Below are 26,425 nucleotides of genomic sequence, written 5' to 3'. Positions count from 1 at the left end.
TAGAACTTAAGCGAGGGCTCTGCCCTCGATCGCCGGCAAGCCAGCTCCCACCGGTTCGGCGCAGGGCTCAGGCTTGTTGCGATACCTGGACTGCCCCAATGAGTGGGCTGCCCCCAAAAGTTGGCCAGTTCCAAGCTGCAGCCTGAGAGCACCGCTGAACCTGTGGGAGCCGGCTTGCCGGCGATTGGGCCTCAAGGGTTGGCGGTATCTTTCCAGCCACCACCCAGCGCCAGGAACACCCCAATCTGCCCCATCGCCACCTGGCTGTTGGCCGCCGCCAACTGCGCGCGCATGTCGGTGTAAGTGCGGGTCGCCTGCAGGTCTGCCAGGAACGACTCACGCCCTGCCTGGTAATAGCGATGCGTTTGATCCGCCGCTTCCTTGGCCGATTTTTCCGCCTCGGCCAGCGCGTCGCGTCGGTCCAGCAAAGCGCTGTATTGCGCAAGTCGCGTCTGGGTTTCGCGAATGGCGTTCAGCACCACCCCATCAAAATGCGCCAGCGCGGCCTGGGTAGAAGCCTCGGCCATACGGATGCGCGCACGGGTGCCGTTGGTGGGGATGCTCCAGCTGATCTGCGGGCCAAAGCCCCAGCGGTTGGTCGAAGGCTCGCCGAGGTTTTCGAGGATACCGATGGTGCCCACCTGGGCGCCGATGCTGATGTCCGGGTACAGCGCACCCGTGGCCACACCGATGGTTGCTGTAGACGCCGCTAACTGGCGCTCGGCCTGGCGCACGTCGGGGCGGCGCTTGAGCAATGCTGCGCCGTCACCGACCGGAACCAACTGGTTCAGGTGCGGAAGCTCGGCGCAATCGGCGGTGCCGGCAGGCAGTTTGTCCACCGGCTTGGCCAGCAGCGCGGCCAGGGTGTACAGGCCTGTTTCGCGCTCGGCCTTGAAACGCGGCAACTCGGCGCGCAACGATTTGAATTGGGTCTGCGAGCGGGTGACCTGGGTTTCATCGCCCCGGCCAGCATCGCGCAGGCGCTGGTTGAGCTGCACGCTCTGCTGCTGCAGGTCGAGCGACTCGCGTGCGATGTGGAATTCTTCATTGGCCGAACACACCTGGGTGTAGGCCTTGACCACATCGGCCACCAGGGTGATGCGCGCGGTGTCGGCAGCCGCCTGCACGGCATCGGCATTGGCCTTGGCGGCCTCGGTACCGCGCTTGAAAGTACCCCACAGGTCGAATTGGTACGACGCACTGATGATTGCCTCGCCGATGTTGGCCACAGGTACCTTCTCCGGCTGCAGGAAGGCTTCACCCGACTCTTGCAGGCGTTGCGCCCCGGCTTTGATACCACCGTTGAAGCCGCCCTGCGACTCGGCCACTTCGACCTGCGCACGGGCCTTGGCGATGTTCGCCGCGGCCACGCGCAGTTCGGTGTTGGCGCTCAGCGCCTGGCGCACCAGTTCGTTCAAGCGCTGATCCTGATACAGCTGCCACCAGTCCTCGGGCACCGGCGCCGACACCACGCTATCGGCATCCTGGCGCAGCGAGCCATTGAGGTCGCTGCGCTGCACCGCGGCGTCCTTTGGCACTTCGTAGTCCGGGCCGACCATCATGCAGGCACCCAAAGACAGGCAGAAGCCAGCCAGGATCAGCTGTTTCATGGCTGCTGACCCTCGATGATCGACACCGTGGCGGTACGCCCGGCAATCATCCGGAAGTCTTGCGGTACTTCATCGAAGGCGATGCGCACCGGGATGCGCTGGGCCAGGCGTACCCAGCTGAACGCCGGGTTGACGTTGGGCAGCAGGTTCGCACCGCTGCTGCGGTCGCGGTCTTCGATACCGGCGGCAAAGCTTTGCACATGGCCACGCAGGCGGGTGTTGTCGCCCATCACGCGGATGTCCACGGCATCGCCGATGTGGATGCCGCCCAGCTTGGTCTCTTCGAAGTAACCATCGACGTGGTACGAAGCGCTGTCCACCACCGACAGCACGGGGCGGCCGGCGGTAACGAATTCGTGGTTACGCGGGGCGCGGTCGTTGAGGTAGCCGTCTACCGGGCTGCGCACCACCGAGCGGTCAAGGTTGAGCTGGGCGCTGTCGACGGCCACCTGGGCCTCGCTGACCGCCGAACGGGCGCGCGCCTCGCGGGACTGGCTTTCTTCCAGCTGCTCGGCCGCCACCAGGTTGCCCAGCTTGCGGTTGCGCTGTGCTTCGCGGGAAGCCTGGGCCAGGGTTTCCTGGCGCTCGCCGAGGGTCGCCTTGGCCTGGCGCAGCGCCAGGGTGAAGCGGTCCTGGTCGATGGTGAACAGCACATCGCCGCGTTTGATGGTCTGGTTGTCGCGCACCTCGACCTTCTGGATCAACCCGGACACATCCGGGGCGATCTGGATGACGTCGGCGCGGATATGGCCGTCGCGGGTCCAGGGGGCGAACATGTAGTACACCACCATCTGCCACACGAGCACGGCGGCGAAGGTCACTACCAGCAAGGTCAGGACCACACGGCCCAAGGTCAGCAAAGGTTTTTTCATGGCAGCATCAGGCTTCGGCAAAAGTGGTCCACCGCGCCAAGCAGCACGGCATACAAAGCAACATTGAACAGCGCCCGGTGCCAGACCAGGCGATAGAAATGCACACGCACCAACACGGCGTGCACCCCAAGGAACAGCAGGTAGGTGCCAAACATCATCACCAGCAGCGTGGGCAGGAACACCCCGCTGATATCCAGTTCACCGATCACAGGGGCGCTCCGTCCAGGCCGGGGGGCAGTTGCGGTTGTTCGGCTGGCTCGAGCATCACCTCGACACCCGGCAGCAGCGCCAGGCGCAGGCCGCTCAGGGCATGCAGCAGGTGGGTGCGGGCATCGCCGCGTTCGTACAGTTCGTCGAGGTTCAGCGCCAGGCGTGCGCGCTCCATGTTGCGCAGCAGCGCCGCAGGGGCATGCAGGCGTTCACCGGCGCGCAGGCAGGCCGCGTAATGGCCGCCGACTTCATCGATCACTGTTTGCAGGCGCTCGCGGGCCTGGCTGCCAGCACGCGGCAGGTAGGCCAGCAGGTCGAGCAGGTTCAGGCCCACACGCAGGTCGCGCAAGGCCACGCCGCTGTCCTGGCCGGTTTGCGACAACCGCGGCATGTGCTGCATCAGGCGGTCGAGCATCTGCACGCCGACCTGGCGATGTTCGGCCAGGGTGGCCGGCTCGGTCATCTCGACGATGTCGCGCCAGGCGAAGCGGGTCATGCGCTTGGCTGCCAGCTCCACACCGAACGGGCGCATTACCAGGGTCCAGATGAAGGCAAACAGCAAACCCACCGGGCCCGCGAGGTTGGCATTCAGGAAGCTGAAAAAGTCGGCGTCGTAGGCGCCCTGGATGCTGATGAAGGTCGAGGTGTTGACGATGGTCAGCAAGGTGCCCAGGTAAAAACGCGGCTGCACGGTCAGGGTGCCGACGCAGATGAACGGCACAGCGAACGCCAGCACCAGCATCGGGAAGTCGTGAAGGTTGGGCAGCACCAGGAACAGGTACAGGCTGGAGAAGATCACCGACATCAACGTCCAGAAAAAGAACCGGTAGATCTGCGGCGCCGGGTCGTCCATGGCTGCGAAGAAGCTGCACGATACCGCGGCCAGAATCACGGCGCTGGCGCCGTCGTTCCAGCCCAGGCCGATCCACAGGCCACAGGCGACGATGATCGCAAGCACCGTGGACAACACCGAGTACAGCATCAACCCTCGGTCGAAGAACGGCGTCAGGCGGCCCAGCCGCCAGTGACGGTACACCGCGCGCCACGGCTTGGGGTCATCCGCGCGCAAGGCATGCTGCAGGGTGCAGCAATCCTGCCAGAGGTCGGCCCATTCGCTCAGGCGGTAAAGCGCATTGGACAGCAGCAGTTCGGCGCGCTGGTCGAGGGCGGCGGCACCGGGCTGCAGGCGGTCGATCTGCTCGTGCAGGGCGGCCCAGCGTGCTACCGAGGCGCTTTCAGCAGTGCCCTTGAGCCACTCTCGGGCGGCCGCCAGCACCGGCTGCAACTGGTTGAATTGTGCAGGCGCGCGGCCTTCGAGCGCCACCAGGGCGTCATCCAGGGCGTCGATCACCGGCAACAGGTGGATCATCCGCCCACGCAGTTCGCGAGCGTTCTTCAGGGTATGCGGGCCTGCGCCCTCATGGCCGAGCTGGCCAATCATCAATTCGAGCGAGTTGAAGGTGGCAACCATGGCGCCACGCATGCCTCCCACTTTATCGGCCGCAACATCGCGGGCCAGGTAGGTATCGCTGTAGCGGATCGCCTCGGTAAACCAGCTGCCGGTGGCGCCGACCACCACAGGCGCGAGGCGGCGTGGCCAGAAAATCGCGCCGACCACCGCTGCGCAGACAATCCCTAAACAGATTTCCTGAGCCCGGGAAGAGGCGACATCGAACACCGCCAAGGGGTTGTCGACCACAGCCAGGGCGATCATCGGCAGCGTGTAGCCGGCCAGCATCAGCACGTAGTTGTTGGCCGTACGCAGGTTCAGCGACAGGTACAGCAAGGTGCCGGTCCACAAGGCGATGGCCACCGTCAGCAACAACGGCGACTGCACCAGCGGCGGCACCAGGAAGATGGCACCGCCGGCACCGAGCAGCGTGCCCACGGCGCGATACAGGGCCTTGGAGCTGGTTGGCCCGACGAAGGGGCTGGAGACGATGTAGACGGTCGCCATCGCCCAGTAAGGGCGCGGCAGCTGCATCAGCAAGGCGATGTACAGGGCGATCATCGACGCGGCAAAGGTGCGCACGCCATAGAACCAGTCGCGGGCAGGCGGTACCGAGCTGAAGAAACCGTTCATGCCACCCCGCCAGCGGTGCCCAGGCCGGCGGCCTCGAAGGCACGCAGCACCCGCAAGGCGGCTTGCAGGTCGGCCTCGTCGATGCCCTGCAGCACGTCGTGGCGCACGCGCACCAGTTCGGCTTCGATGGCTTCGGCCAGGGCGCGGCCTTCGGCGGTCAGGCTCAGGGCCTTGGCGCGGCGGTCCAGTGGGTCTTCGCTGCGGCACACCAGCCCGGCCTTGCACAACTGGTCGAGCAGGCGCACCAGCGAGGGGCTTTCCAGGCCTGCAGCCTGGGCCACGGCAACCTGGTGCACGCCATCGCCCAGGCGCACGATCATCAGCAAGGGTGCGGCGCACGCCTCGGAGATACCGTAGCTGGTCAAAGCGCTATGGCAGATACGCCGCCAGTGGCGGGCAGCAACGACCATGCCGGTGCTGACTTGCAGGCGCAAGGAATCAAGCGTCATCTAAGAGAACCAAGGATATTCATAGTTTGCTAACTATCAATATACGCCTCGCCCTCCCCCTGTCGTCAACCCGAGGCGACGGAGAGCGTGGATGAATTGTTGTTCATCTTGATGGGAGTGAGGCTGTCTGCACCGGCCCTATCGCCGGCAAGCCGGCTCCCACAGGGTAAGGCGTAACTGTGTGAGCCGGCTTGCCGGCGATAGGGGTGGCTCAGGCACAGCCAGTTCAGGGCTGGACCTGGTCTTCGAGCTTCATTGCCAACGCCAGGGTGCTGCCCATCTGCACCGCGCGGTCGCGCCAGTCCAGGTAGCGTGCGCCATCACGCCTGCTGAAATGCACCGCCAGTTCCTCGGCTGCCTGCATCACCCCGGTCGCTGCCGCGAGTTCCAGCCAGTAGAGCGCCGCCTTGGTGTCCGCCTCCACATGCAGGCCATGCAACAGCCGGTAACCCACCTCGAACCGGCATCGCGCCTCGCCCCGTTCGGCGCCACGACGAAACCACTGGTACGCCTGAATCAGATCTACCTGCCAGCCCAGTTCGGCATCGCAGACTTCTTCCTCGAACAGATCACCGAGCGCAGCAGCGGCGTGCAGCATGCCGCGGTCAAAGGCCTGCCGGTAACATTCCGCAGCCTGCACGTAGGAGGTATCGATACCCTTGCCGAAGTAATGCTGCTGCCCCAGGTTGAACCAGGCAGCGGCATTGCCCTGCAAAGCGGCCATGCGCAGCAGATGCCCGGCGAGCACGGTGTCGGCGCGCCAGTACTTGCCATTGAGCCAGATCCAGCCGAGGTCGTTGAGCGCTGCCACATTGCCGGCCAGCGCCTGCTGCCGCAGGTCGACGTACACCGCCTGCAGGTCCGGTGCTTCGTCCAGGCGGCTGACCAGCAGCGACCGCTGGCTCGGCAGGCCCACCCCGGCGAACAGCCGCTGGCGCCTCCCGGCTGGCGTCGGCGCGGCGATGACCTGCTCTGGCAGAAGACGGGCGAGCAGCGAGTGGATATTGCTGACAGCAGACATGTTCATCCTCATTGAACGGCCCACAGCCCCGACCGCGGCTGTGATGAGGCGTGATTCTGCGCGACGTCACGTCAAAACCTGTCGCGAACGATTCGGCGCAAGGCAACCAAATGGCGGAACCTTGATCTGAGGGGGTCGTGGCTAATTGCCATGACCTGCTCATGCCGCCATCCTGATGCCGCAAGCCTAGACAAGGACGTTACCTTTTGCCGTTCGCCACCACCCGCGCCACCCTCAGCCGCCAGTGGGCACTACTGCGCCAGCTACCTAGCCGCTCGCCAGGCATTACCAGTGCCGAGCTGGTGTGGCGGCTGCGTGATGTGGGCTTCAATGTCAGCAAACGCACGGTGGAACGCGACCTCAACGAGTTGTCGCTGATCTTTCCGCTGGAGCGCAATGACAAGAGCATCCCGTTTGGCTGGCATTGGTCGGCGAATGGTGCGGGGGATTTGCGGGGGAATTTCGATCTGCTGGGGTATTTGCGCGGTGACACGCTACAGCCGGCGCAAGGTGATGGGCTGGAGCTGCAGGCCTGGGTCAGTGACCCAGTGGCGAAGCAGTTGCGCGATACACCCTTGAGCGTGGACATGCAGCTGACCGCGCTGGAGCACGGCCATCGGCTGCGGGCCACGGTCGAGGATGGTTGGGGGTTGCGCTTGTGGGTGTTGAGCCAGGGGGATGGGGTGAAGGTGGAGCAGCCGGTTGGCCTGCGGGATGAAATCGCCAAGACCCTGAGCAGTGCGGCTGCCCAGTACCAGAATTAGTTGCCTGTTCCGGCCCTATCGCCGGCTTGCCGGCGGTAGGGCCATCACTGCGGATTTACCGCTGCATGCCCCAACGCCGTACCGTCAACCGCTCCAGGGTATTGAACACCAACCCCTCGACCAGCAGCCCGATCAGGATCACCACCGCCAACCCGGCAAATACCTTGTCGGTATACAGCTCGTTGCGGTTCTGGAAGATGTACCAGCCCAGCCCGCCCTTGCCGCTGCTGGCGCCGAACACCAGTTCGGCAGCGATCAGCGTGCGCCAGGCAAACGCCCAGCCGATCTTCAACCCCGACAGGATCGACGGCAGGGCCGCCGGCACCAGCACGTGCAGCACCAGGCGCAGGCCACGCAGGCCATAGTTGCGCCCGGCCATGCGCAGGGTTTCGGACACGCCCTGGAACCCTTGGTAGGTATTCAGCGCCAGCGCCCACAGCACCGAATGCACCAGCACGAAGATCAGGCTGTTGTCGCCCAGCCCGAACCACAGCAGCGCCAGCGGCAACAAGGCGATGGCCGGCAACGGGTTGAACATCGAGGTGAGGGTGCCGAGCAGGTCGCGGCCAAATTGGGTCGAGACGGCCAGGCTGGTCAGCCCGAACGCCAGCACGATGCCCAGCACATAGCCCTTGAGCAGCACCACCAGCGAAACCCCGACCTTGGCCGGCAGCTCGCCAGTGATCAAGCCGTCCCAGAACGCCACGGCGGTTTGCAGGAAGCTTGGCAGCAGCAGGTCGTTGTCAGTAACCCGCGCGGCCACCTCCCAGAGGATCGCCAGCAGCACCAGAATCAGCGCCTTGCGCAGCCAGCCTTGTTGCCACAGCCGCTGTGCCAGCGGCAATTCGCGCTCCAGCGGCACCCCGGGCAGGGGCTGCAGCTGCACTTCGTATTCCTGGCGCGCAGGTGTCGTCGTCATGCTCAAGCTCCTGTCAGTAGGCGATGCGGATATCGTTGAAACCCAGGTCAGCGGTTTGCTCCGGTGCCTCGGCTTCATCGAACAGCAGGCGATGGATGCGCCGAGCGCTGGCCTGGAAGTCACTGGCGCCGAGGCTGCCGAGGTCGTACTGGTGGCTATGCACTTCGGCGCGCACCCGGCCTGGGTGGGGCGACAGCAGCAGGATGCGGTTGCCCACCACCAGCGCTTCTTCGATGGAATGGGTGACGAACAGCAGGGTAAAGCGCACTTCCTCCCACAACTGCAGAAGTTCTTCCTGCATCTTGCGCCGGGTCAGGGCGTCGAGTGCGGCGAACGGCTCGTCCATCAGCAGGATCTTCGGCTGTGTGGCCAAAGCTCGGGCGATGGCCACGCGGGCCTTCATGCCGCCCGACAGCGTGTGCGGGTAGGCGTCGGCGAAGGCGGCCAGGCCGACCTTCTCGAGGTAGTGCAGGGCGCGCTCCTCGGCCTCAGCGCGCTTGAGCTGGCCCGAGACCAGCAGCGGGAACATCACGTTCTGCTTCACCGTCTTCCACGGCGGCAGCTGGTCGAACTCCTGAAACACCACGATGCGGTCAGGCCCCGGGCCGCGCACCGGCTGGCCCTCGAGCAGAATCTGCCCTTCGCGTGGCTCGATAAAACCGGCCACGGCCTTGAGCAGGGTGGATTTGCCACAGCCTGAGGGGCCCAGCAGTACAAAACGGTCGGCACGGTCGACTTCGAAGCTGACCTGGTGGGTGGCCCGCACCACGCGCTGCGCGGTGCGGTATTCGAGGCTCAAGTTGTCCACCTTGAGCAACGCCGGTGTTGCGACACGGCTCAGGTTGCTGGCCGTGTGGCCTGGCAATGGGGCGGTCATGGTCGGTCAGCTCCCCTGCAACGGGCGTTCATCCTGGAAGAAATAATCCTTCCACGATTCCGGCTTGTGCTTGATGGCGCCTACCCGGTACAGGAAGTCGGCCAGCTTGTAGGTGTTCTTCGGCGTGACGGTGAACTCGTACTGCGGGTTGTCGATCAGCTTGATCAGCGCGTCGCGGTCGATCTTGGCCTTGGTCACGCGAATGTAGGTGTCGGCGGCGGCCGCCTTGTCCTTCTGGGCAAAGTCCGCGGCTTCTGCCAGCGCATCGACGAAGGCCTTGTAGGTCTTGGGGTTGTCGTTACGGAATTTCTCGGTGGCGAACAACAGGGTCGGCGAGTTGGGGCCCAGCAGGTCATAGCTGTTGAGCACCACGTGCACGTCCTTGTTGGCCAGCGCCTGGTCTTGGAACGGCGGGTTGGAGAAGTGCCCGTTGAGCTCCGTGCCGCCCGCCAGCAAGGCTGCGGTGGCATCCGGATGCGGCACGGCAAGGGTGTACTTGTCGAGGCGGTTGAATTCCTTGTCGCCCCACTGCTGGGCCGCGGCGTACTGCAGGAAGCGCGACTGCACCGAAACGCCCACGGCCGGCACGGCAATCCGGTCCTTGTTGGAGATGTCGGCGATGGTCTTCACGTTGGGGTTGCTGCTGACCAGGTAGTACGGGAAGTTGCCCAGCGAGGCCACGGCCTTGACGTTCTGCCGGCCTTTGGTACGGTCCCACACGGTCAGCAGCGGGCCGACCCCGGCACCGGCGATGTCCACCGAGCCAGACAACAGCGCATCGTTGATTGCCGCGCCGCCAGACAGCTGGGCCCAGTCGACCTTGATGTCGATGCCCTGCTCCTTGCCGTGCTTCTCGATCAGGTGCTGGTCCCGCACCACGTTGAGCAGCAGGTAAACGATGCCGAACTGCTCGGCGATGCGGATTTCGCCTTCGGCGTGGGCCACGGTCGGCGCCGCGAGGCTACCAACGACCAGGCTTGCGCCCAGGCCGATACTCGCCGCCAGGCGGCTGATGGATTTGCGCATGATGGTTTCCTCAGTCGTCAGAACGGGGCATCGCCCTGGATGGTGGTGCGGAACAGTTTGCGCCGCAGGTGCGCAGGGCAACCGGTGGCCAGGTGGATCAACGAACGGTTGTCCCAGAACACAAGGTCGTGGGGCTGCCATTGGTGGCGGTAGATGTTCTGGTCGAGCACGCTCAGGGCATACAGCTGCTGCAGCACGTCGCGGCTTTCATCGTCTGGCAGGCCGACGATGCGGGTGGTGAAACCTTCGCTGACGAACAGCGCCTTGCGGCCATTCTCCGGGTGGGTGCGTACCACTGGATGGATGACTTCCTGCACCTGCGCCAGCTGTTCGGCGGTCAGGGTCGGGCGCCAGCTACCTTCAAATTTGGTCTCGGCGTAACGGGCGGTGTAGGAATGCGCGGCATTGCGGCCCTCGACCACTTGACGCAGCGCATCGGGTACCGCGTCCCAGGCTTTGTGCATGTCGGCGAACAGGGTGTCGCCGCCTTCGCTGGGCAGTTCCTGGGCGTGCAGCATGGAACCGAGGCTGGGGAGCGGCTTGTACGACAGGTCCGAATGCCAGAACTTGCCAGCATCGCCCAGGCCGACGTTCTGGCCGTTCTCGATGATGTTGGAAACGATCAGGATCTCGGGGTGGCCGGCGAGCAGGAACTGCTTGAGCACATGAATCTGCAGTTCGCCAAAGCGGCGGCTGAAGCTGATCTGTTGTTCAGGGCTGATGCGCTGGTCGCGGAACACCAGCACATGGTGGTCGAGGTGAGCGCGATGAATACGCTGGAAATCCTCGGCGTTGACTGGTTTGGCCAGGTCCAGGCCGGTGATCTCGGCGCCGACGGCACCAGAGAACGGGCGGATTTCGAAGGTTTGCGGCTGGGCGCTGTCGATGGACGACAAGGCGTTCGAGGCGGCGGACATTTTTCACTCCCACGCAGTGCGCGACTTCAGGGCGCGCAACGATCAGAAACGCACGGGGTTTTCCCGTGTGGGTTCAAGTCGTGCGGCGCATCGATTGGTCGACGGGTACGCAGTGGGGGTGACTATAAAGTCATAAGAAAAATAGTTTAAATACCGTTAACGAATAACGATATGAAGGGGCGATTGCGCTGTTTTGGTGCTGGCCAGGCAGCACAGCGGGTTTCAGATCAACCCGCCCTCCTCTTCGTCTTCGATCAGGTTGTTCAAGCTACCGAGCGCCTTGCGCGCGGTGGAGCGGTTGAGCAGCTTGGCCTGGGCGCCAGGTGGAAGGTCGGTAATGCTGAACACGCCCTTGGCAGTGAGGACCTCGATCAGGTCCTCGAGCACCCGGATCATGTCCAGGTCGCTCTGCTTGAGCTGCTTGAGGCTGTTCTCGACCACATCGTCGGCAAACCATTCCTGGATTTCGGCACTGTCGGCCGGAATGATTTCGGTGTGTTCTGCAAAGGCTGCAGGTTCTACCCGCAGCAAACGGCCCTCGGCGTCGCGTTGCACGTAGAACATGGCGTCGTCCCTCGTCACGATGATTCCTTGTTGGTAGACAGCAGCATAGGCAAAGTTCACCAGGCGTGACAGCCCGGCGCGTGAGTATGCGCTGCGCGAGGGTAGGAGAAAAGACCGCCCCGCGGTGGCCTGCTACGGCCACCGCGGGTATGGGTCAGTTGTTGTCGACCTTGATGGTTGGGTCGGCACCGCTGATCAACGAGTTGATCGTGGTGTTCGACCAGTTGACCCCTTCCAGCTTGATCGAAACGTCGGCATTGGCCAGGCCACCGGCGGCATTGAGCTTGCCTTCAGTGCTCACCTGCAGGGTCGAAGAGCCATCGACGGTGGTGATCTTCAGGAAGTTGTCGATGGTGCTGGCCTTCTCGCCCTGCAGCAGGTCGCGCAGGTCGAGGCGGTCACCCTCGCTGACTTTGAAGTCCTTGATCACGTCATTGCCGATGTCGCCGGCCTTCCACACAAAGGTATCGGCACCGCTGCCGCCGATCAGGATGTCATTGCCCTGGCCGCCAATCAGCGTGTCGTTGCCACTGCCGCCCAGCAGGATGTCATTGCCTTTGCCGCCGTCGAGGGTGTCGTTACCACCCTGGCCGAAGATGATGTCATTGCCTGCACCCCCCATCAGCGTGTCGGCGCCGTCGTTGCTGCCCGAAACATCGAACTCGGTGTAGTGCTCGCTGATGTACTTGTGCATCGCGCGGGCATCCACATCACCGGCCTCCACGCCCAGCTTGTTGGCGACGTAGCCCTGGATCGCCTCGACACCGGTGCCGGCGACCGATGGGAAGGTCAGCAGGTCGCCAAAGATGATGTCGTTGCCGTCACCACCGTTGACCGTGTCGTCACCCGGCTTGGTGACCTCGGTATGGCCGAGAATCGCGTCTGCCAGCTTGCTTGGGTCGATGTTGGTCTGCGGCTTGCCATCGGAGTCGAACGGCTTCAGGTCGCTGGTGTTGACGTCGTTGTTGAGGCCGATGGCCTCGACATTGGACAGGCCCGACAACAGTTTGAAGCTGTCGACCGAGTTGTTGTAGGTCGCGTTGTTGGTGCTGCTGCCGGTACCCGCCAGCGATGACAGCTCGTAGGTGCCATCGCCCTGGGCATGGATGGAGTACGAACTGTAGTTGTACCAGCTGTTTCCGTACTTGTACTGGACCGCCATGGAGCCATCGGCGTCGATGTTCACCCGGGTACTGCTGTCCACACTGCCACGGTAGACCACATCGCCCATCTTGTAGTTGATCGACGACAGGTAGGTATCCAGCGTGACGTTGCTGTAGCCCAGTTTCGGGTTGGTCTGCTCGCCAGTCTGGTAGTAGGTCGGCTGGCCGTCGGTAATGAAGTACGTCTGGTTACCGCCCGTGCTGCCAGCATCCTTGAGGCTCTGGAACCAGTTTGCGGTGGTCTTGAAGGCATCTTCGTAGTTGGTGCCGCCATTGGACTTCAGGCCGTTCAGCGCATTGAGCAGCGTCTGCAGGCCGGCGTCGTTGAGGGTCACCGATACGCTGCTCTTTACCTGGGTCGCGAAGTCGACCAGCAGGATGTTCACCGTACCCGACTGCGAGCCCTTGACGCTCGCCGCCAGGGTCTTGAACACCGACTCCAGCGAAGACTTCGCCGCATTCACACCCGACGAGCCCATGCTGCCAGAGGTGTCGACAATGAAGGCGATGTTGTAATCCTGCCCCGGCACCACATGCAGACCGCTGACATCGGCAACGACAATATCGTTGCCATCGGTGCCCGCGACCGTGTCGTTGTCAGACGACAGGTTGCTGGTGGTGTAGCTCTGCGGGTAGACCGTGACCTTGATGCTGCCTTCGTTGGTCGCGGTGCTGCCGCCAACGCTCTCGGTGGAGGTGGAAGTGACCTTCACGTCGAACTGGCCGGCGTAGTAGGCCGGCGGCTTGATGGTCAGGCTGCCCAGGTTCCAGCCAGTGACATCCACCGCGCTGGAGCCGACGGTGAAGGTATGGCCTGCGTTGTCAGCCAGCACCGAGCCTGCCGGGATGCCACTGAGCTTGACGCTCAGGCTCTCCGAGCCGTCCGTGTCGGTCAGTGCGGTGCTGATGCTCACCAGCTTGACCGGTGCGCCGTTCTCGCCACCTTCGTTGAGCTTGTAGCCGTCGTAGTAACCCTGGCCATTGCTGCCGTGCAGGTCGGACACCGTCACCCCGGCGCCGGCCAGCGCAGAGAGGTTCGGGTACATCGGGATGTTGGCGCTGTTCAGGTCGGTGACCGCACCGTTGCCCACTTTGATGTTGACATCGAGGCTGCCAGGGCCGGCCTGGTTGGCGTTGTAGATCTCCAGCGTGTAGTAGCCGCTGGTGGTCGGCGTGAAGCTGCCCGAGATGCTGCCGCTTGCCGAGCCCCAGGTCGCGCCGGCGACGTTCTTGCCGCCGATGACGATCTGCAGACTGTCGTCGGCGGTGCCGCTGAAGGTGTAGGTCTTGCCGGCTTCCAGGTAGATCAGGCCGGACGTCTTCGAGCCCGTGCCCGGGGTGACGGTGGCCGAGGTGTCGACCGTGGTCACCTGCTCGCTCTTGCTGGCGCTGCCGGAGTTGGCGAACACATTCTTCAGGGCATCGCCAGTGATGCCGTTGCCGTTCGTGCCCAGGCCGTTGAGGCTGGTCCAGGTTTCCTTGGTCAGGCCGAGCGAGTTGACGTTGTTGTTGCCAATGCTCAGGTCCGGCTTGTCGGCGACCGGCGTGATGTCGACCTTCAGCGTGGCTTCGCTGCCTGCATCCTTGCCGTCGGTAGGCTTGTACTTGATCTGCGCATAGTCAGCCTGCTTGTTGCCCACGCCGCTGCCGCCATAGCCGTCCACACCGGACTGGTTGGCCACCGGCACGAACTTAAGCTTGCCTGCGGTAATGTCGGCTTGGCTGATGGTCTGGCCGGCTTTCACATCGACCCAGCTGGTGCCGTTGAACAGCTTCAGGGTGCCAGCGTCCGGCAGCTTGGTGATGGTGACGCCCAGGCTGCTGATCGGCGAGTCGACATCGCTGACGTTGAAATCATTCCAACCCAGCACCAGGTCGGTGTCCTCCGTACCGGTGACTGCACCACCCGTGGTGGTTGGCGCGTCGTTGACGGCGATGACGTTGACCGTGGTGGTCGCGGTGTTCGAGGTGTTGACGCCATCGGTCACCGTGACCGTGATGACCCGCGGCGTTGTGCTCGGGTCTTCATTGGTGTTGATGAAGGTGATGTTCTTGATCGCCTGGATGTAGTCGGCCAGCGAAGCGGTGCCGCTCAGGGTCAGCACCACCTTACCGTCGGTGCTGTTCGCGTTGATCGAGATGCCGTTGACGCTGTTGCCCAGGTTCAGGGCATCGCCTGGCTGACGGTTGGTCAGGGTCACGGTCGCGCCGGTCAGCATCGAGCTGTCGAAGTCGGTGATCGAGACATCGATATCGCCGATCGACACGCCGCTGCCTGGCTGGTTTTCGGTGAAGGTGGTCTGGTAGTCGGCGCCGGTCTTGCCGCTCGAGTCGTTGGCGTCCAGGTCCAGCACCGGGGCCGGCTCGAAGATCTGCGTGGTAACGCTGCCAGCGCTGCCACTGATTGCCAGGTTCTCGAAGTTGCCGCCGGTGGCGGAATCGATCTTGACGGTGAACTGCTCGGTGCCCTCGGTGACGTTGTCCTTGATCGTCGGGATGGTGAAGTTGGCCGAGTTGCTACCGGCCTTGATCGTGACGGTGGCAACGCCCGTGAAGTCGACGCCATTGGTGGCGGTGCCGGTATAGGTCAGCTTCACCGTTACATCGGTTTGTGCATTGTTGCTCAGGGTCACGGTATAGCTGGCGTTACCGCCTTCGGCTACGGCCGTGGTGCCACCGATGCTCAGGGTGGTGGTCTGGATGGTGTCGGTCACCGTCGTGACGGCAGCCGAGTTGCTGACGGCGAGGTTTTCAAAGTTGCCGCCGGTTGTACCGGTGATCTTCGCCGACACATCACCGGCATCGATGTATACATCGTCCGCCGGTGCGGCGACGATCACCGAGCCCGACGTCTTGCCTGCGGCAATGTTGATGGTCTGGCCATTGCTCAAGGTCACGGTCATCGCCGTACCCGCCGGGTTGCTCAACGTGGCGGTATAGGTGATTTGGCCGCCCTCGGCGACTGTCGGCGTGGCGCTGAGCGTCAAGTTGGTCGTGTCGATGGTGTCGGTGACCTTGGTGACAGCGTAAGCGCCGTCCACTGCCAGCAATTCGAAATCGCCGCCGGTGCTGCCGTCGATCTTGACCTGAACCGAACCAGCATCGATGTAGGGATCATCACCAGGCGCGTTCAGGGTGATGCTGCCTTCAGTCTGGCCTTTGGCAATGGAGATGGTCTCGCCATTGCTCAACTTGATGGTCATGTCCGACCCGGCCTTGTTGGACAAGGTAGCGGTATAGGTGATCTTGCCGCCTTCGGCGACCGTCGACGTGGCGCTGAGGACCAGGCTTGTGGCGTCTTTGGTGCCCGCTACATCCGTTACGGTGGTTGACGGGGTGCCGGTGGTGACAAGCTTCTCGTAGTTGCCGCCATCGACCTTGGTGATGCTGTTGGTCAGCGGGGCGTTGGTGTTGTAGACGTTGTTCGGCGCGGTGAAGTTGACCGAACCGGACGACTCGCCGACGCCGATGGTGATGCTCTGGCCGTTGGCCAGCGTTACCACCAGCGGGCTGCCGGTGACTGGGGCACTGACGGAAGCGGTGTAGGTGACCACGCCGCCTTCCACGACCGAAGCATTGGCAGTGAGGGTCACTGTCGACGTATCGATCGTGTCGCTGACGTTGGTCACGGCTTCGGCCGGGTTGACCGCCAGCTTCTCGAAGTCACCGCCGGTGGTGCCTGTAATGGTGGCTTTGACCTGGCCGGCATCTTTGTAGACGTCATCAGCCGGCGCCGCGACCGTTACCTGGCCAGAGGACTGGCCGGCAGCGATGTTGATGGTCGCGCCGTTGCTCAGGGTCACGGTCATTGCCGTACCCGCCGGATTGCTCAAGGTGGCGGTGTAGACAATCTGACCGCCCTCGGCAACATCGCCGGTGGCGCTCAGCACCAGATTGGTGGTGGCTTGGGTCGCTGGGCTGTCGGTGACGCTGGTTGTGGTGTTGCCAACAGAAACCAGCTTCTCGTAGTTGCCGCCATCGACCTTGGTGATGCTGTTGGTCAGCGGGGCATTGGTGTTGTAGACGTTGTTCGGCGCGACGAAATTGACCGAGCCGGAGGACTCACCCACGCCAATGGTGATGCTCTGGCCGTTGGCCAGGGTGACCACCAGCGGGCTGCCGGTGACCGGCGCGCTGACGGAAGCGGTGTAGGTGACCACGCCACCTTCCACGACCGAAGCATTGGCGGTCAACGTGACCGTGCTGGTGTCGATGGTGTCACTGACGTTGGTCACAGCTTCGGCTGGATTGACCGCCAGCTTCTCGAAGTCGCCGCCGGTGGTGCCGGTGATGGTGGCTTTGACTTGACCAGCATCCTTGTAAACGTCATCGGCTGGCGCCGCGACCGTTACCTGGCCACTCGTTTGACCGGCGGCGATGTTGATGGTCGCGCCGTTGCTCAAGGTCACAGTCATTGCCGTGCCCGCTGGGTTGCTCAGCGTGGCGGTATAGACGATCTGCCCGCCCTCGGCGACATCGCCGGTGGCGCTCAGCACCAGATTGGTGGTGGCTTGAGTGGCCGGGCTGTCGGTGACGTTGGTTGTGGTGTTGCCAACAGAAACCAGCTTCTCGTAGTTGCCGCCATCGACCTTGGTAATGCTGTTGGTCAGCGGGGCATTGGTGTTGTAGACGTTGTTCGGCGCGGTGAAGTTGACCGAACCAGACGATTCACCGACGCCGATGGTGATGCTCTGGCCGTTGGCCAGCGTGACCACCAGCGGGCTGCCGGTGACTGGTGCGCTGACGGAAGCGGTGTAGGTGACCACGCCACCTTCCACTACCGAAGCATTGGCGGTCAACGTGACCGTGCTGGTGTCGATGGTGTCACTGACATTGGTCACAGCTTCGGCCGGGTTGACCGCCAGCTTCTCGAAGTCACCGCCGGTGGTGCCAGTGATGGTGGCTTTGACTTGACCAGCATCCTTGTAAACGTCATCGGCTGGCGCCGCGACCGTTACCTGGCCACTCGTTTGACCGGCGGCGATATTGATGGTCGCACCGTTGCTCAGGGTCACAGTCATTGCCGTGCCGGCTGGGTTGCTCAGCGTGGCGGTGTAGACGATCTGGCCGCCCTCGGCGACATCGCCAGTGGCGCTCAGCACCAGATTGGTGGTGGCTTGGGTGGCCGGGCTGTCGGTGACGCTGGTTGTGGTGTTGCCAACAGAAACCAGCTTCTCGTAGTTGCCGCCATCGACCTTGGTGATGCTGTTGGTCAGCGGAGCATTGGTGTTGTAGACGTTGTTCGGTGCAACGAAGTTGACCGAGCCGGAGGACTCACCCACGCCAATGGTGATGCTCTGGCCGTTGGCCAGCGTGACCACCAGCGGGCTGCCGGTGACTGGGGCACTGACAGAAGCGGTGTAGGTGACCACGCCACCTTCAACGACTGAAGCATTGGCAGTGAGGGTCACTGTCGACGTGTCGATGGTGTCGCTGACATTGGTCACGGCTGCGGCTGGGTTAACGGCCAGCTTCTCGAAGTCACCGCCGGTGGTGCCAGTGATGGTGGCTTTGACTTGACCGGCGTCTTTGTAGACGTCATCGGCCGGGGCCGCGACCGTCACCTGGCCTGCGGTCTGGCCGGCCGCGATGTTGATGGTCGCGCCGTTGCTCAGGGTCACGGTCATCGCCGTGCCCGCCGGGTTGCTCAGCGTCGCGGTGTAGACGATTTGACCGCCTTCAGCGACATCACCGGTAGCGGTCAACACCAGATTGGTGGTGGCCTGGGTATCCGGGCTGTCGGTGACGGTAGTGGTCGGGTTGCCCGCAGTTTCGAGCTGCTCGTAATTGCCGCCTTCAACCTTGCTGATGCTGTTGGTCAGCGGAGCATTGGTGTTGTAGACGTTGTTCGGCGCGACGAAATTGACCGAGCCGGAGGACTCACCTACGCCAATGGTGATGCTCTGGCCGTTGGCCAGGGTCACGACCAGTGGCGAACCGGTCACAGGAGCCGACACCGAGGCGGTATAGGTGACCACGCCACCTTCCACGACCGAGGCATTGGCAGTGAGGGTCACGGTCGACGTATCGATGGTATCGCTGACGTTGGTCACGGCTTCAGCCGGGTTGACCGCCAGCTTCTCGAAGTCACCGCCGGTGGTGCCAGTGATGGTGGCTTTGACCTGGCCAGCGTCTTTGTAGACGTCATCGGCCGGGGCCGCGACGGTGACCTGGCCAGTCGTTTGACCGGCGGCGATGTTGATGGTCGCGCCGTTGCTCAGGGTCACGGTCATCGCCGTGCCGGCCGGGTTGCTCAGCGTGGCGGTGTAGACGATCTGACCACCTTCGGCGACATCGCCGGTGGCACTCAGCACCAGGTCCGTGGTGGCTTGGGTCGCTGGGCTGTCGGTAACCGTGGTGGTCGGATTACCTGCAGTGTCGAGCTGCTCGTAGTTACCGCCTTCAACCTTGCTGATGCTGTTGGTCAGCGGAGCGTTGGTGTTGTAGACGTTGTTCGGTGCGGTGAAGTTGACCGATCCAGACGATTCACCGACGCCGATGGTGATGCTCTGGCCGTTGGCCAGGGTCACAACCAGTGGCGAACCGGTGACCGGTGCCGACACCGAGGCGGTATAGGTGACCACGCCACCTTCCACGACCGAGGCATTGGCAGTGAGGGTCACGGTCGACGTATCGATGGTATCGCTGACGTTGGTGACGGCTTCGGCTGGATTAACGGCCAGATTCTCGAAGTCGCCGCCGGTGGTGCCGGTGACACTCACTTTGACCTGGCCGGCGTCTTTGTAGACGTCATCGGCCGGCGCGGCAACAGTGACCTGGCCAGTCGTTTGACCGGCGGCGATGTTGATGGTCGAGCCGTTGCTCAGGGTCACGGTCATCGCCGTACCGGCTGGGTTGCTCAGCGTCGCGGTGTAGACGATTTGGCCGCCTTCAGCGACATCGCCGGTGGCGCTCAGCACCAGGTCCGTAGTGGCCTGGGTATCCGGGCTGTCGGTGACAGTAGTGGTCGGGTTACCTGCGGTTTCAAGCTTCTCGTAGTTACCACCCGACACTTCACTGATGCTGTTGGTCAGCGGAGCGTTGGTGTTGTAAACGTTGTTCGGCGCGGTGAAGTTGACCGAGCCGGACGACTCGCCGACACCGATGGTGATGCTCTGGCCATTAGCCAGGGTCACAACCAGCGGCGAACCAGTCACAGGTGCCGACACCGAGGCGGTGTACACCACAGTACCGCCCTCGACCACGCTTGGAGTGGCGGTCAGGGTGACGGTCGACGTGTCGATGGTGTCACTGACGTTGGTGACAGCTTCAGCCGGGTTGACCGCGAGCTTCTCGAAGTCGCCACCGGTGGTGCCGGTGACACTTACTTTGACCTGGCCGGCATCTTTGTAGACGTCATCGGCTGGCGCCGCGACGGTCACCTGGCCAGTGGTCTGGCCGGCAGCGATAGCGATGGTCGCGCCGTTGCTCAGGGTCACGGTCATTGCCGTGCCGGCTGGGTTGCTCAGCGTGGCGGTATAGACGATCTGGCCGCCCTCGGCGACATCGCCAGTGCCGCTCAGCACCAGATTGGTGGTGGCTTGGGTGGCCGGGCTGTCGGTGACGCTGGTTGTAGTGTTGCCAACAGAAACCAGCTTCTCGTAGTTGCCGCCATCGACCTTGATGATGCTGTTGGTCAGCGGAGCATTGGTGTTGTAGACGTTGTTCGGCGCGGTGAAGTTGACCGAGCCGGACGACTCGCCGACGCCGATGGTGATGCTCTGGCCGTTGGCCAGGGTCACGACCAGCGGGCTGCCGGTGACCGGCGCGCTGACGGAAGCGGTGTAGGTGACCACGCCACCTTCCACGACCGAAGCATTGGCGGTCAACGTGACCGTGCTGGTGTCGATGGTGTCACTGACGTTGGTCACAGCTTCGGCCGGGTTGACCGCCAGCTTCTCGAAGTCACCGCCGGTGGTACCGGTGATGGTGGCTTTGACTTGACCAGCATCCTTGTAAACGTCATCGGCTGGCGCCGCGACCGTTACCTGGCCACTCGTTTGACCGGCGGCGATGTTGATGGTCGCGCCGTTGCTCAGGGTCACGGTCATTGCCGTGCCGGCCGGGTTGCTCAGGGTCGCGGTGTAGACGATCTGGCCGCCCTCGGCGACATCGCCGGTGGCGCTCAGCACCAGGTCCGTGGTGGCCTGGGTGTCCGGGCTGTCGGTGACCGTAGTGGTCGGGTTACCTGCGGTTTCAAGCTTCTCGTAGTTACCACCCGACACTTCACTGATGCTGTTGGTCAGCGGAGCATTGGTGTTGTAGACGTTGTTTGGCGCGGTGAAGTTGACCGAACCGGAGGACTCACCGACGCCAATGGTGATGCTCTGGCCGTTGGCCAGGGTGACCACCAGCGGGCTGCCGGTAACCGGGGCGCTAACGGAAGCGGTATAGGTGACCACGCCACCTTCCACGACCGAAGCGTTAGCAGTGAGGGTCACGGTCGACGTATCGATGGTGTCACTGACATTGGTCACGGCTTCGGCCGGGTTGACCGCCAGATTCTCGAAGTCGCCACCAGTGGTGCCGGTGACACTCACTTTGACCTGACCGGCGTCTTTGTAGACGTCATCGGCCGGCGCCGCGACCGTCACTTGGCCAGTCGTTTGACCGGCGGCGATGTTGATGGTCGCGCCGTTGCTCAGGGTCACGGTCATCGCCGTGCCCGCCGGGTTGCTCAGGGTCGCGGTGTAGACGATCTGGCCGCCCTCAGCGACATCGCCGGTGGCGCTCAGCACCAGGTCAGTGGTGGCTTGGGTCGCTGGGCTGTCGGTAACCGTGGTGGTCGGATTACCTGCAGTGTCGAGCTGCTCGTAGTTACCGCCATCGACCTTGGTGATGCTGTTGGTCAGCGGGGCATTGGTGTTGTAGACGTTGTTCGGCGCGGTGAAGTTGACCGAGCCGGACGACTCGCCGACGCCGATGGTAATGCTCTGACCGTTGGCCAAGGTCACAACCAGCGGCGAACCAGTCACAGGTGCCGACACCGAGGCGGTGTACACCACGGTGCCGCCCTCGACCACGCTTGGAGTGGCGGTCAGGGTCACGGTCGACGTGTCGATGGTATCGCTGACGTTGGTCACGGCTTCGGCTGGATTGACCGCCAGCTTCTCGAAGTCGCCGCCGGTGGTACCGGTGACACTCACTTTGACCTGACCGGCGTCTTTGTAGACGTCATCGGCCGGCGCCGCGACCGTCACCTGGCCAGAGGTCTGGCCGGCCGCGATGTTGATGGTCGCGCCGTTGCTCAAGGTCACGGTCATTGCCGTGCCGGCTGGGTTGCTCAGGGTCGCGGTGTAGACGATCTGCCCGCCTTCAGCGACATCGCCGGTGGCACTCAGCACCAGGTTGGTGGTGGCCTGGGTGTCAGGACCGTCGGTCACGCTAGTAGTCGGATTACCTGCAGTGTCGAGCTGCTCGTAGTTACCGCCTTCGACCTTGCTGATGCTGTTGGTCAGCGGAGCATTGGTGTTGTAGACGTTGTTCGGTGCAACGAAGTTGACCGAACCGGACGACTCACCGACGCCAATGGTGATGCTCTGGCCGTTGGCCAGGGTCACGACCAGTGGCGAACCGGTCACCGGCGCCGACACCGAAGCGGTGTACACCACAGTACCGCCCTCGACCACGCTTGGAGTGGCGGTCAGGGTCACAGTCGACGTGTCAATGGTATCGCTGACGTTGGTCACGGCTTCGGCTGGATTGACCGCCAGCTTCTCGAAGTCGCCGCCGGTGGTACCGGTGACACTCACTTTGACCTGGCCGGCATCTTTGTAGACGTCATCGGCCGGCGCCGCGACCGTCACCTGGCCAGAGGTCTGACCGGCGGCGATGTTGATGGTCGCGCCGTTGCTCAGGGTCACGGTCATCGCCGTACCCGCTGGGTTGCTCAGCGTGGCGGTGTAGACGATCTGCCCGCCTTCGGCGACATCGCCGGTCGCGCTCAGCACCAGGTCCGTAGTGGCCTGGGTATCCGGGCTGTCCGTGACGGTGGTGGTCGGGTTACCTGCGGTTTCGAGCTGCTCGTAGTTGCCGCCTTCAACCTTGGTGATGCTGTTGGTCAGCGGAGCGTTGGTGTTGTAGACGTTGTTCGGCGCGGTGAAGTTGACCGAGCCGGACGACTCGCCGACGCCGATGGTGATGCTCTGGCCGTTGGCCAGGGTGACTACCAGCGGGCTGCCGGTGACCGGTGCGCTGACGGAAGCGGTGTAGGTGACCACGCCACCTTCAACGACCGAAGCATTGGCGGTCAACGTGACCGTGCTGGTATCGATGGTATCGCTGACGTTGGTCACAGCTTCGGCTGGATTAACCGCCAGATTCTCGAAGTCACCGCCAGTGGTGCCAGTAATGGTGGCTTTGACTTGACCGGCGTCTTTGTAAACGTCATCGGCCGGCGCCGCGACCGTCACCTGGCCAGTGGTCTGGCCGGCGGCGATGTTGATGGTCGAACCGTTGCTCAGGGTCACGGTCATCGCCGTACCCGCTGGGTTGCTCAGCGTGGCGGTGTAGACGATCTGCCCGCCTTCGGCGACATCGCCGGTAGCGCTCAGCACCAGGTTGGTGGTGGCCTGGGTGTCCGGGCTGTCGGTGACGGTAGTGGTCGGGTTGCCCGCAGTTTCGAGCTGCTCGTAGTTGCCGCCATCGACCTTGGTGATGCTGTTGGTCAGCGGGGCGTTGGTGTTGTAGACGTTGTTCGGTGCGGTGAAGTTGACCGAACCGGACGACTCGCCGACGCCGATGGTGATGCTCTGGCCGTTGGCCAGGGTTACCACCAGCGGGCTGCCGGTGACCGGGGCGCTGACGGAAGCGGTGTACACCACGGTACCGCCCTCGACCACGCTTGGAGTGGCGGTCAGGGTCACGGTCGACGTGTCGATGGTATCGCTCACGTTGGTGACGGCTTCAGCCGGGTTGACCGCGAGCTTCTCGAAGTCACCGCCAGTGGTGCCGGTGACACTCACTTTGACCTGGCCGGCGTCTTTGTAGACGTCATCCGCCGGTGCGGCGACCGTTACCTGGCCTGCGGTCTGGCCGGCCGCGATGTTGATGGTCGCGCCGTTGCTCAAGGTCACGGTCATTGCCGTGCCGGCTGGGTTGCTCAGGGTCGCGGTGTAGACGATCTGCCCGCCTTCAGCGACATCGCCGGTGGCACTCAGCACCAGGTTGGTGGTGGCCTGGGTGTCAGGACCGTCGGTCACGCTAGTAGTCGGATTACCTGCAGTGTCGAGCTGCTCGTAGTTACCGCCTTCAACCTTGCTGATGCTGTTGGTCAGCGGAGCATTGGTGTTGTAGACGTTGTTTGGCGCGGTGAAGTTGACCGAACCGGACGACTCACCGACACCGATGGTGATGCTCTGACCGTTGGCCAGCGTGACCACCAGCGGGCTGCCGGTGACCGGGGCCGACACCGAAGCGGTGTACACCACGGTGCCGCCCTCGACCACGCTTGGAGTGGCGGTCAAGGTGACGGTCGACGTGTCGATGGTGTCACTGACATTGGTCACGGCTTCGGCCGGGTTGACCGCCAGCTTCTCGAAGTCACCGCCGGTGGTGCCGGTGACACTCACTTTGACCTGGCCGGCGTCTTTGTAGACGTCATCGGCCGGCGCCGCGACCGTTACCTGGCCAGAGGACTGGCCGGCAGCGATAGCAATGGTCGCGCCGTTGCTCAGGGTCACGGTCATCGCCGTGCCCGCCGGGTTGCTCAGGGTGGCGGTGTAGACGATCTGACCGCCTTCAGCGACATCGCCGGTGGCGCTCAGCACCAGGTCCGTAGTGGCCTGGGTATCCGGGCTGTCGGTGACGGTAGTGGTCGGGTTACCTGCGGTTTCGAGCTGCTCGTAATTGCCGCCTTCAACCTTGCTGATGCTGTTGGTCAGCGGAGCATTGGTGTTGTAGACGTTGTTCGGCGCGGTGAAGTTGACCGAACCGGAGGACTCGCCGACACCGATGGTGATGCTCTGACCGTTGGCCAAGGTCACGACCAGTGGCGAACCGGTGACCGGTGCCGACACCGAGGCGGTATAGGTGACCACGCCACCTTCCACGACCGAAGCGTTAGCAGTGAGGGTCACGGTCGACGTATCGATCGTATCGCTGACGTTGGTGACGGCTTCGGCTGGATTAACGGCCAGATTCTCGAAATCGCCACCGGTGGTGCCGGTGACACTTACTTTGACCTGACCGGCGTCTTTGTAGACGTCATCGGCCGGTGCCGCGACGGTGACTTGACCGACAGTTTGGCCGGCGGCGATAGCGATGGTCGCGCCGTTGCTCAGGGTCACGGTCATCGCCGTGCCCGCTGGGTTGCTCAGGGTCGCGGTGTAGACGATCTGGCCGCCTTCGGCGACATCACCGGTGGCGCTCAGCACCAGATTGGTGGTGGCCTGAGTGGCCGGGCTGTCGGTGACGGTAGTAGTCGGGTTACCTGCGGTTTCGAGCTGCTCGTAATTGCCGCCTTCGACCTTGCTGATGCTGTTGGTCAGCGGAGCGTTGGTGTTGTAAACGTTGTTCGGCGCGGTGAAGTTGACCGAGCCGGACGACTCGCCGACGCCGATGGTGATGCTCTGGCCGTTGGCCAGGGTGACCACCAGCGGGCTACCGGTGACCGGGGCGCTAACGGAAGCGGTGTAAGTGACCACGCCGCCTTCGATGACTGAGGCATTGGCGGTCAACGTGACCGTGCTGGTATCGATGGTATCGCTGACGTTAGTCACGGCTTCGGCCGGGTTGACCGCCAGCTTCTCGAAGTCGCCACCGGTGGTGCCAGTAATGGTGGTTTTGACTTGGCCGGCGTCTTTGTAGACGTCATCGGCCGGCGCGGCAACAGTGACCTGGCCAGTCGTTTGACCGGCGGCGATGTTGATGGTCGCGCCGTTGCTCAGGGTCACGGTCATCGCCGTGCCGGCTGGGTTGCTCAGCGTGGCAGTGTAGACGATCTGACCGCCTTCAGCGACATCGCCGGTGGCACTCAGCACCAGGTTGGTGGTGGCCTGGGTGTCCGGGCTGTCGGTGACCGTAGTGGTCGGGTTACCTGCGGTTTCAAGCTTCTCGTAGTTACCACCCGACACTTCACTGATGCTGTTGGTCAGCGGAGCATTGGTGTTGTAGACGTTGTTTGGCGCGGTGAAGTTGACCGAACCGGAGGACTCACCGACGCCAATGGTGATGCTCTGGCCGTTGGCCAGGGTGACCACCAGCGGGCTGCCGGTAACCGGGGCGCTAACGGAAGCGGTATAGGTGATCACGCCACCTTCCACGACCGAAGCGTTAGCAGTGAGGGTCACTGTCGACGTGTCGATGGTATCGCTGACGTTGGTCACGGCTTCAGCCGGGTTGACCGCCAGCCTCTCGAAGTCACCGCCGGTGGTGCCAGTGATGGTGGCTTTGACTTGACCGGCGTCTTTGTAGACGTCATCGGCTGGCGCTGCGACCGTCACCTGGCCAGTCGTTTGACCGGCCGCGATGTTGATGGTCGCGCCGTTGCTCAAGGTCACGGTCATTGCCGTGCCGGCTGGGTTGCTCAGCGTGGCGGTGTAGACGATCTGACCGCCTTCAGCGACATCGCCGGTGGCACTCAGCACCAGGTTGGTGGTGGCCTGGGTATCCGGGCTGTCGGTGACGGCAGTGGTCGGGTTACCCGCAGTTTCGAGCTTCTCGTAATTGCCGCCTTCGACCTTGGTAATGCTGTTGGTCAGCGGAGCATTGGTGTTGTAGACGTTGTTTGGCGCAACGAAGTTGACCGAGCCGGACGACTCACCCACGCCGATGGTAATGCTCTGACCGTTGGCCAAGGTCACGACCAGTGGCGAACCGGTGACCGGTGCCGACACCGAAGCGGTGTACACCACGGTGCCGCCCTCGACCACGCTTGGAGTGGCGGTCAGGGTCACGGTCGACGTGTCGATGGTATCGCTGACGTTGGTCACGGCTTCGGCTGGATTGACC

The 26,425-nt window shown here is 63.4% G+C and carries 13 protein-coding genes; 1 reads left to right on the top strand and 12 read right to left on the bottom strand.

Going from position 1 to position 26,425, the window contains the following annotated elements; genetic code table 11:
* Positions 1-191 precede the first annotated feature (191 nt).
* From ACNQPL_RS06515 to ACNQPL_RS06490, 6 genes are all read right to left on the bottom strand, one after another.
* A complete protein-coding gene (locus ACNQPL_RS06515) occupies positions 192-1,610 on the bottom strand; it encodes a TolC family protein (protein ID WP_346615233.1) in 1,419 nt (472 codons plus the stop codon).
* Positions 1,607-2,482: an HlyD family secretion protein gene (locus ACNQPL_RS06510; protein ID WP_346615232.1), complete on the bottom strand. Its 876-nt coding sequence runs from the start codon at positions 2,480-2,482 to the stop codon at positions 1,607-1,609. Before ACNQPL_RS06510 ends, ACNQPL_RS06515 begins: the two co-directional genes overlap by 4 nt.
* Entirely contained in the window at positions 2,479-2,691 is a 213-nt protein-coding gene (locus tag ACNQPL_RS06505; RefSeq protein ID WP_274908143.1) for a DUF1656 domain-containing protein, read from the bottom strand. The genes ACNQPL_RS06510 and ACNQPL_RS06505 overlap by 4 nt, the downstream gene beginning before the upstream one ends.
* Positions 2,688-4,775 carry an FUSC family protein gene (locus tag ACNQPL_RS06500; RefSeq protein WP_416466255.1) on the bottom strand — a complete coding sequence of 696 codons (2,088 nt, stop codon included), beginning with the start codon at positions 4,773-4,775 and terminating at the stop codon, positions 2,688-2,690. The genes ACNQPL_RS06505 and ACNQPL_RS06500 overlap by 4 nt, the downstream gene beginning before the upstream one ends.
* Entirely contained in the window at positions 4,772-5,224 is a 453-nt protein-coding gene (locus ACNQPL_RS06495; RefSeq protein WP_346615230.1) for a MarR family winged helix-turn-helix transcriptional regulator, read from the bottom strand. The genes ACNQPL_RS06500 and ACNQPL_RS06495 overlap by 4 nt, the downstream gene beginning before the upstream one ends.
* Positions 5,225-5,450: 226 nt before the next feature.
* A complete protein-coding gene (locus tag ACNQPL_RS06490; protein WP_346615229.1) occupies positions 5,451-6,245 on the bottom strand; it encodes a tetratricopeptide repeat protein in 795 nt (264 codons plus the stop codon).
* Between the two features lie 206 nt (positions 6,246-6,451).
* Between ACNQPL_RS06490 and ACNQPL_RS06485 the strand changes: the two genes are divergently transcribed.
* Positions 6,452-7,009, top strand: coding sequence for a WYL domain-containing protein (locus tag ACNQPL_RS06485; RefSeq protein ID WP_346615228.1), 558 nt, complete (start codon positions 6,452-6,454; stop codon positions 7,007-7,009).
* 55 nt (positions 7,010-7,064) lie between these two features.
* Here the strand turns inward: ACNQPL_RS06485 and ACNQPL_RS06480 are convergent, their stop codons facing one another.
* From ACNQPL_RS06480 to ACNQPL_RS06455, 6 genes are all read right to left on the bottom strand, one after another.
* A complete protein-coding gene (locus ACNQPL_RS06480; protein ID WP_416466254.1) occupies positions 7,065-7,928 on the bottom strand; it encodes an ABC transporter permease in 864 nt (287 codons plus the stop codon).
* A gap of 13 nt (positions 7,929-7,941) precedes the next feature.
* Positions 7,942-8,805, bottom strand: coding sequence for an ABC transporter ATP-binding protein (locus ACNQPL_RS06475; protein WP_346615226.1), 864 nt, complete (start codon positions 8,803-8,805; stop codon positions 7,942-7,944).
* A gap of 6 nt (positions 8,806-8,811) precedes the next feature.
* Positions 8,812-9,831, bottom strand: coding sequence for an ABC transporter substrate-binding protein (locus tag ACNQPL_RS06470; RefSeq protein ID WP_346615225.1), 1,020 nt, complete (start codon positions 9,829-9,831; stop codon positions 8,812-8,814).
* Positions 9,832-9,848: 17 nt separating this feature from the next.
* Positions 9,849-10,748, bottom strand: a complete 900-nt coding sequence (locus ACNQPL_RS06465; protein WP_416466253.1) for a TauD/TfdA dioxygenase family protein — start codon at positions 10,746-10,748, stop codon at positions 9,849-9,851.
* Positions 10,749-10,970: 222 nt separating this feature from the next.
* Entirely contained in the window at positions 10,971-11,312 is a 342-nt protein-coding gene (locus ACNQPL_RS06460; RefSeq protein ID WP_346615296.1) for a tryptophan synthase subunit beta, read from the bottom strand.
* Positions 11,313-11,466: 154 nt separating this feature from the next.
* On the bottom strand, positions 11,467-26,406 hold the full coding sequence (locus tag ACNQPL_RS06455) for a beta strand repeat-containing protein (RefSeq protein ID WP_416466252.1): 14,940 nt from the start codon (positions 26,404-26,406) through the stop codon (positions 11,467-11,469).
* Between the last annotated feature and the right edge of the window lie 19 nt (positions 26,407-26,425).

Origin of the sequence: Pseudomonas sp. LFS044 (assembly GCF_047978245.1) — a bacterium.
Lineage (GTDB): Bacteria > Pseudomonadota > Gammaproteobacteria > Pseudomonadales > Pseudomonadaceae > Aquipseudomonas.
The sequence above is the reverse complement of the archived record's forward strand: the minus strand, read 5'-3'. Positions and strand labels throughout refer to the sequence as shown.

Excerpts from the sequence above, each read along its gene's own strand:
- ACNQPL_RS06515 (WP_346615233.1), bottom strand. The coding sequence starts at position 1,610 with ATGAAACAGCTGATCCTGGCTGGCTTCTGCCTGTCTTTGGGTGCCTGC.
- ACNQPL_RS06460 (WP_346615296.1), bottom strand. The coding sequence starts at position 11,312 with ATGTTCTACGTGCAACGCGACGCCGAGGGCCGTTTGCTGCGGGTAGAA.
- ACNQPL_RS06510 (WP_346615232.1), bottom strand. The coding sequence starts at position 2,482 with ATGAAAAAACCTTTGCTGACCTTGGGCCGTGTGGTCCTGACCTTGCTG.
- ACNQPL_RS06495 (WP_346615230.1), bottom strand. The coding sequence starts at position 5,224 with ATGACGCTTGATTCCTTGCGCCTGCAAGTCAGCACCGGCATGGTCGTT.
- ACNQPL_RS06500 (WP_416466255.1), bottom strand. The coding sequence starts at position 4,775 with ATGAACGGTTTCTTCAGCTCGGTACCGCCTGCCCGCGACTGGTTCTAT.
- ACNQPL_RS06470 (WP_346615225.1), bottom strand. The coding sequence starts at position 9,831 with ATGCGCAAATCCATCAGCCGCCTGGCGGCGAGTATCGGCCTGGGCGCA.
- ACNQPL_RS06465 (WP_416466253.1), bottom strand. The coding sequence starts at position 10,748 with ATGTCCGCCGCCTCGAACGCCTTGTCGTCCATCGACAGCGCCCAGCCG.
- ACNQPL_RS06490 (WP_346615229.1), bottom strand. The coding sequence starts at position 6,245 with ATGTCTGCTGTCAGCAATATCCACTCGCTGCTCGCCCGTCTTCTGCCA.
- ACNQPL_RS06475 (WP_346615226.1), bottom strand. The coding sequence starts at position 8,805 with ATGACCGCCCCATTGCCAGGCCACACGGCCAGCAACCTGAGCCGTGTC.
- ACNQPL_RS06480 (WP_416466254.1), bottom strand. The coding sequence starts at position 7,928 with ATGACGACGACACCTGCGCGCCAGGAATACGAAGTGCAGCTGCAGCCC.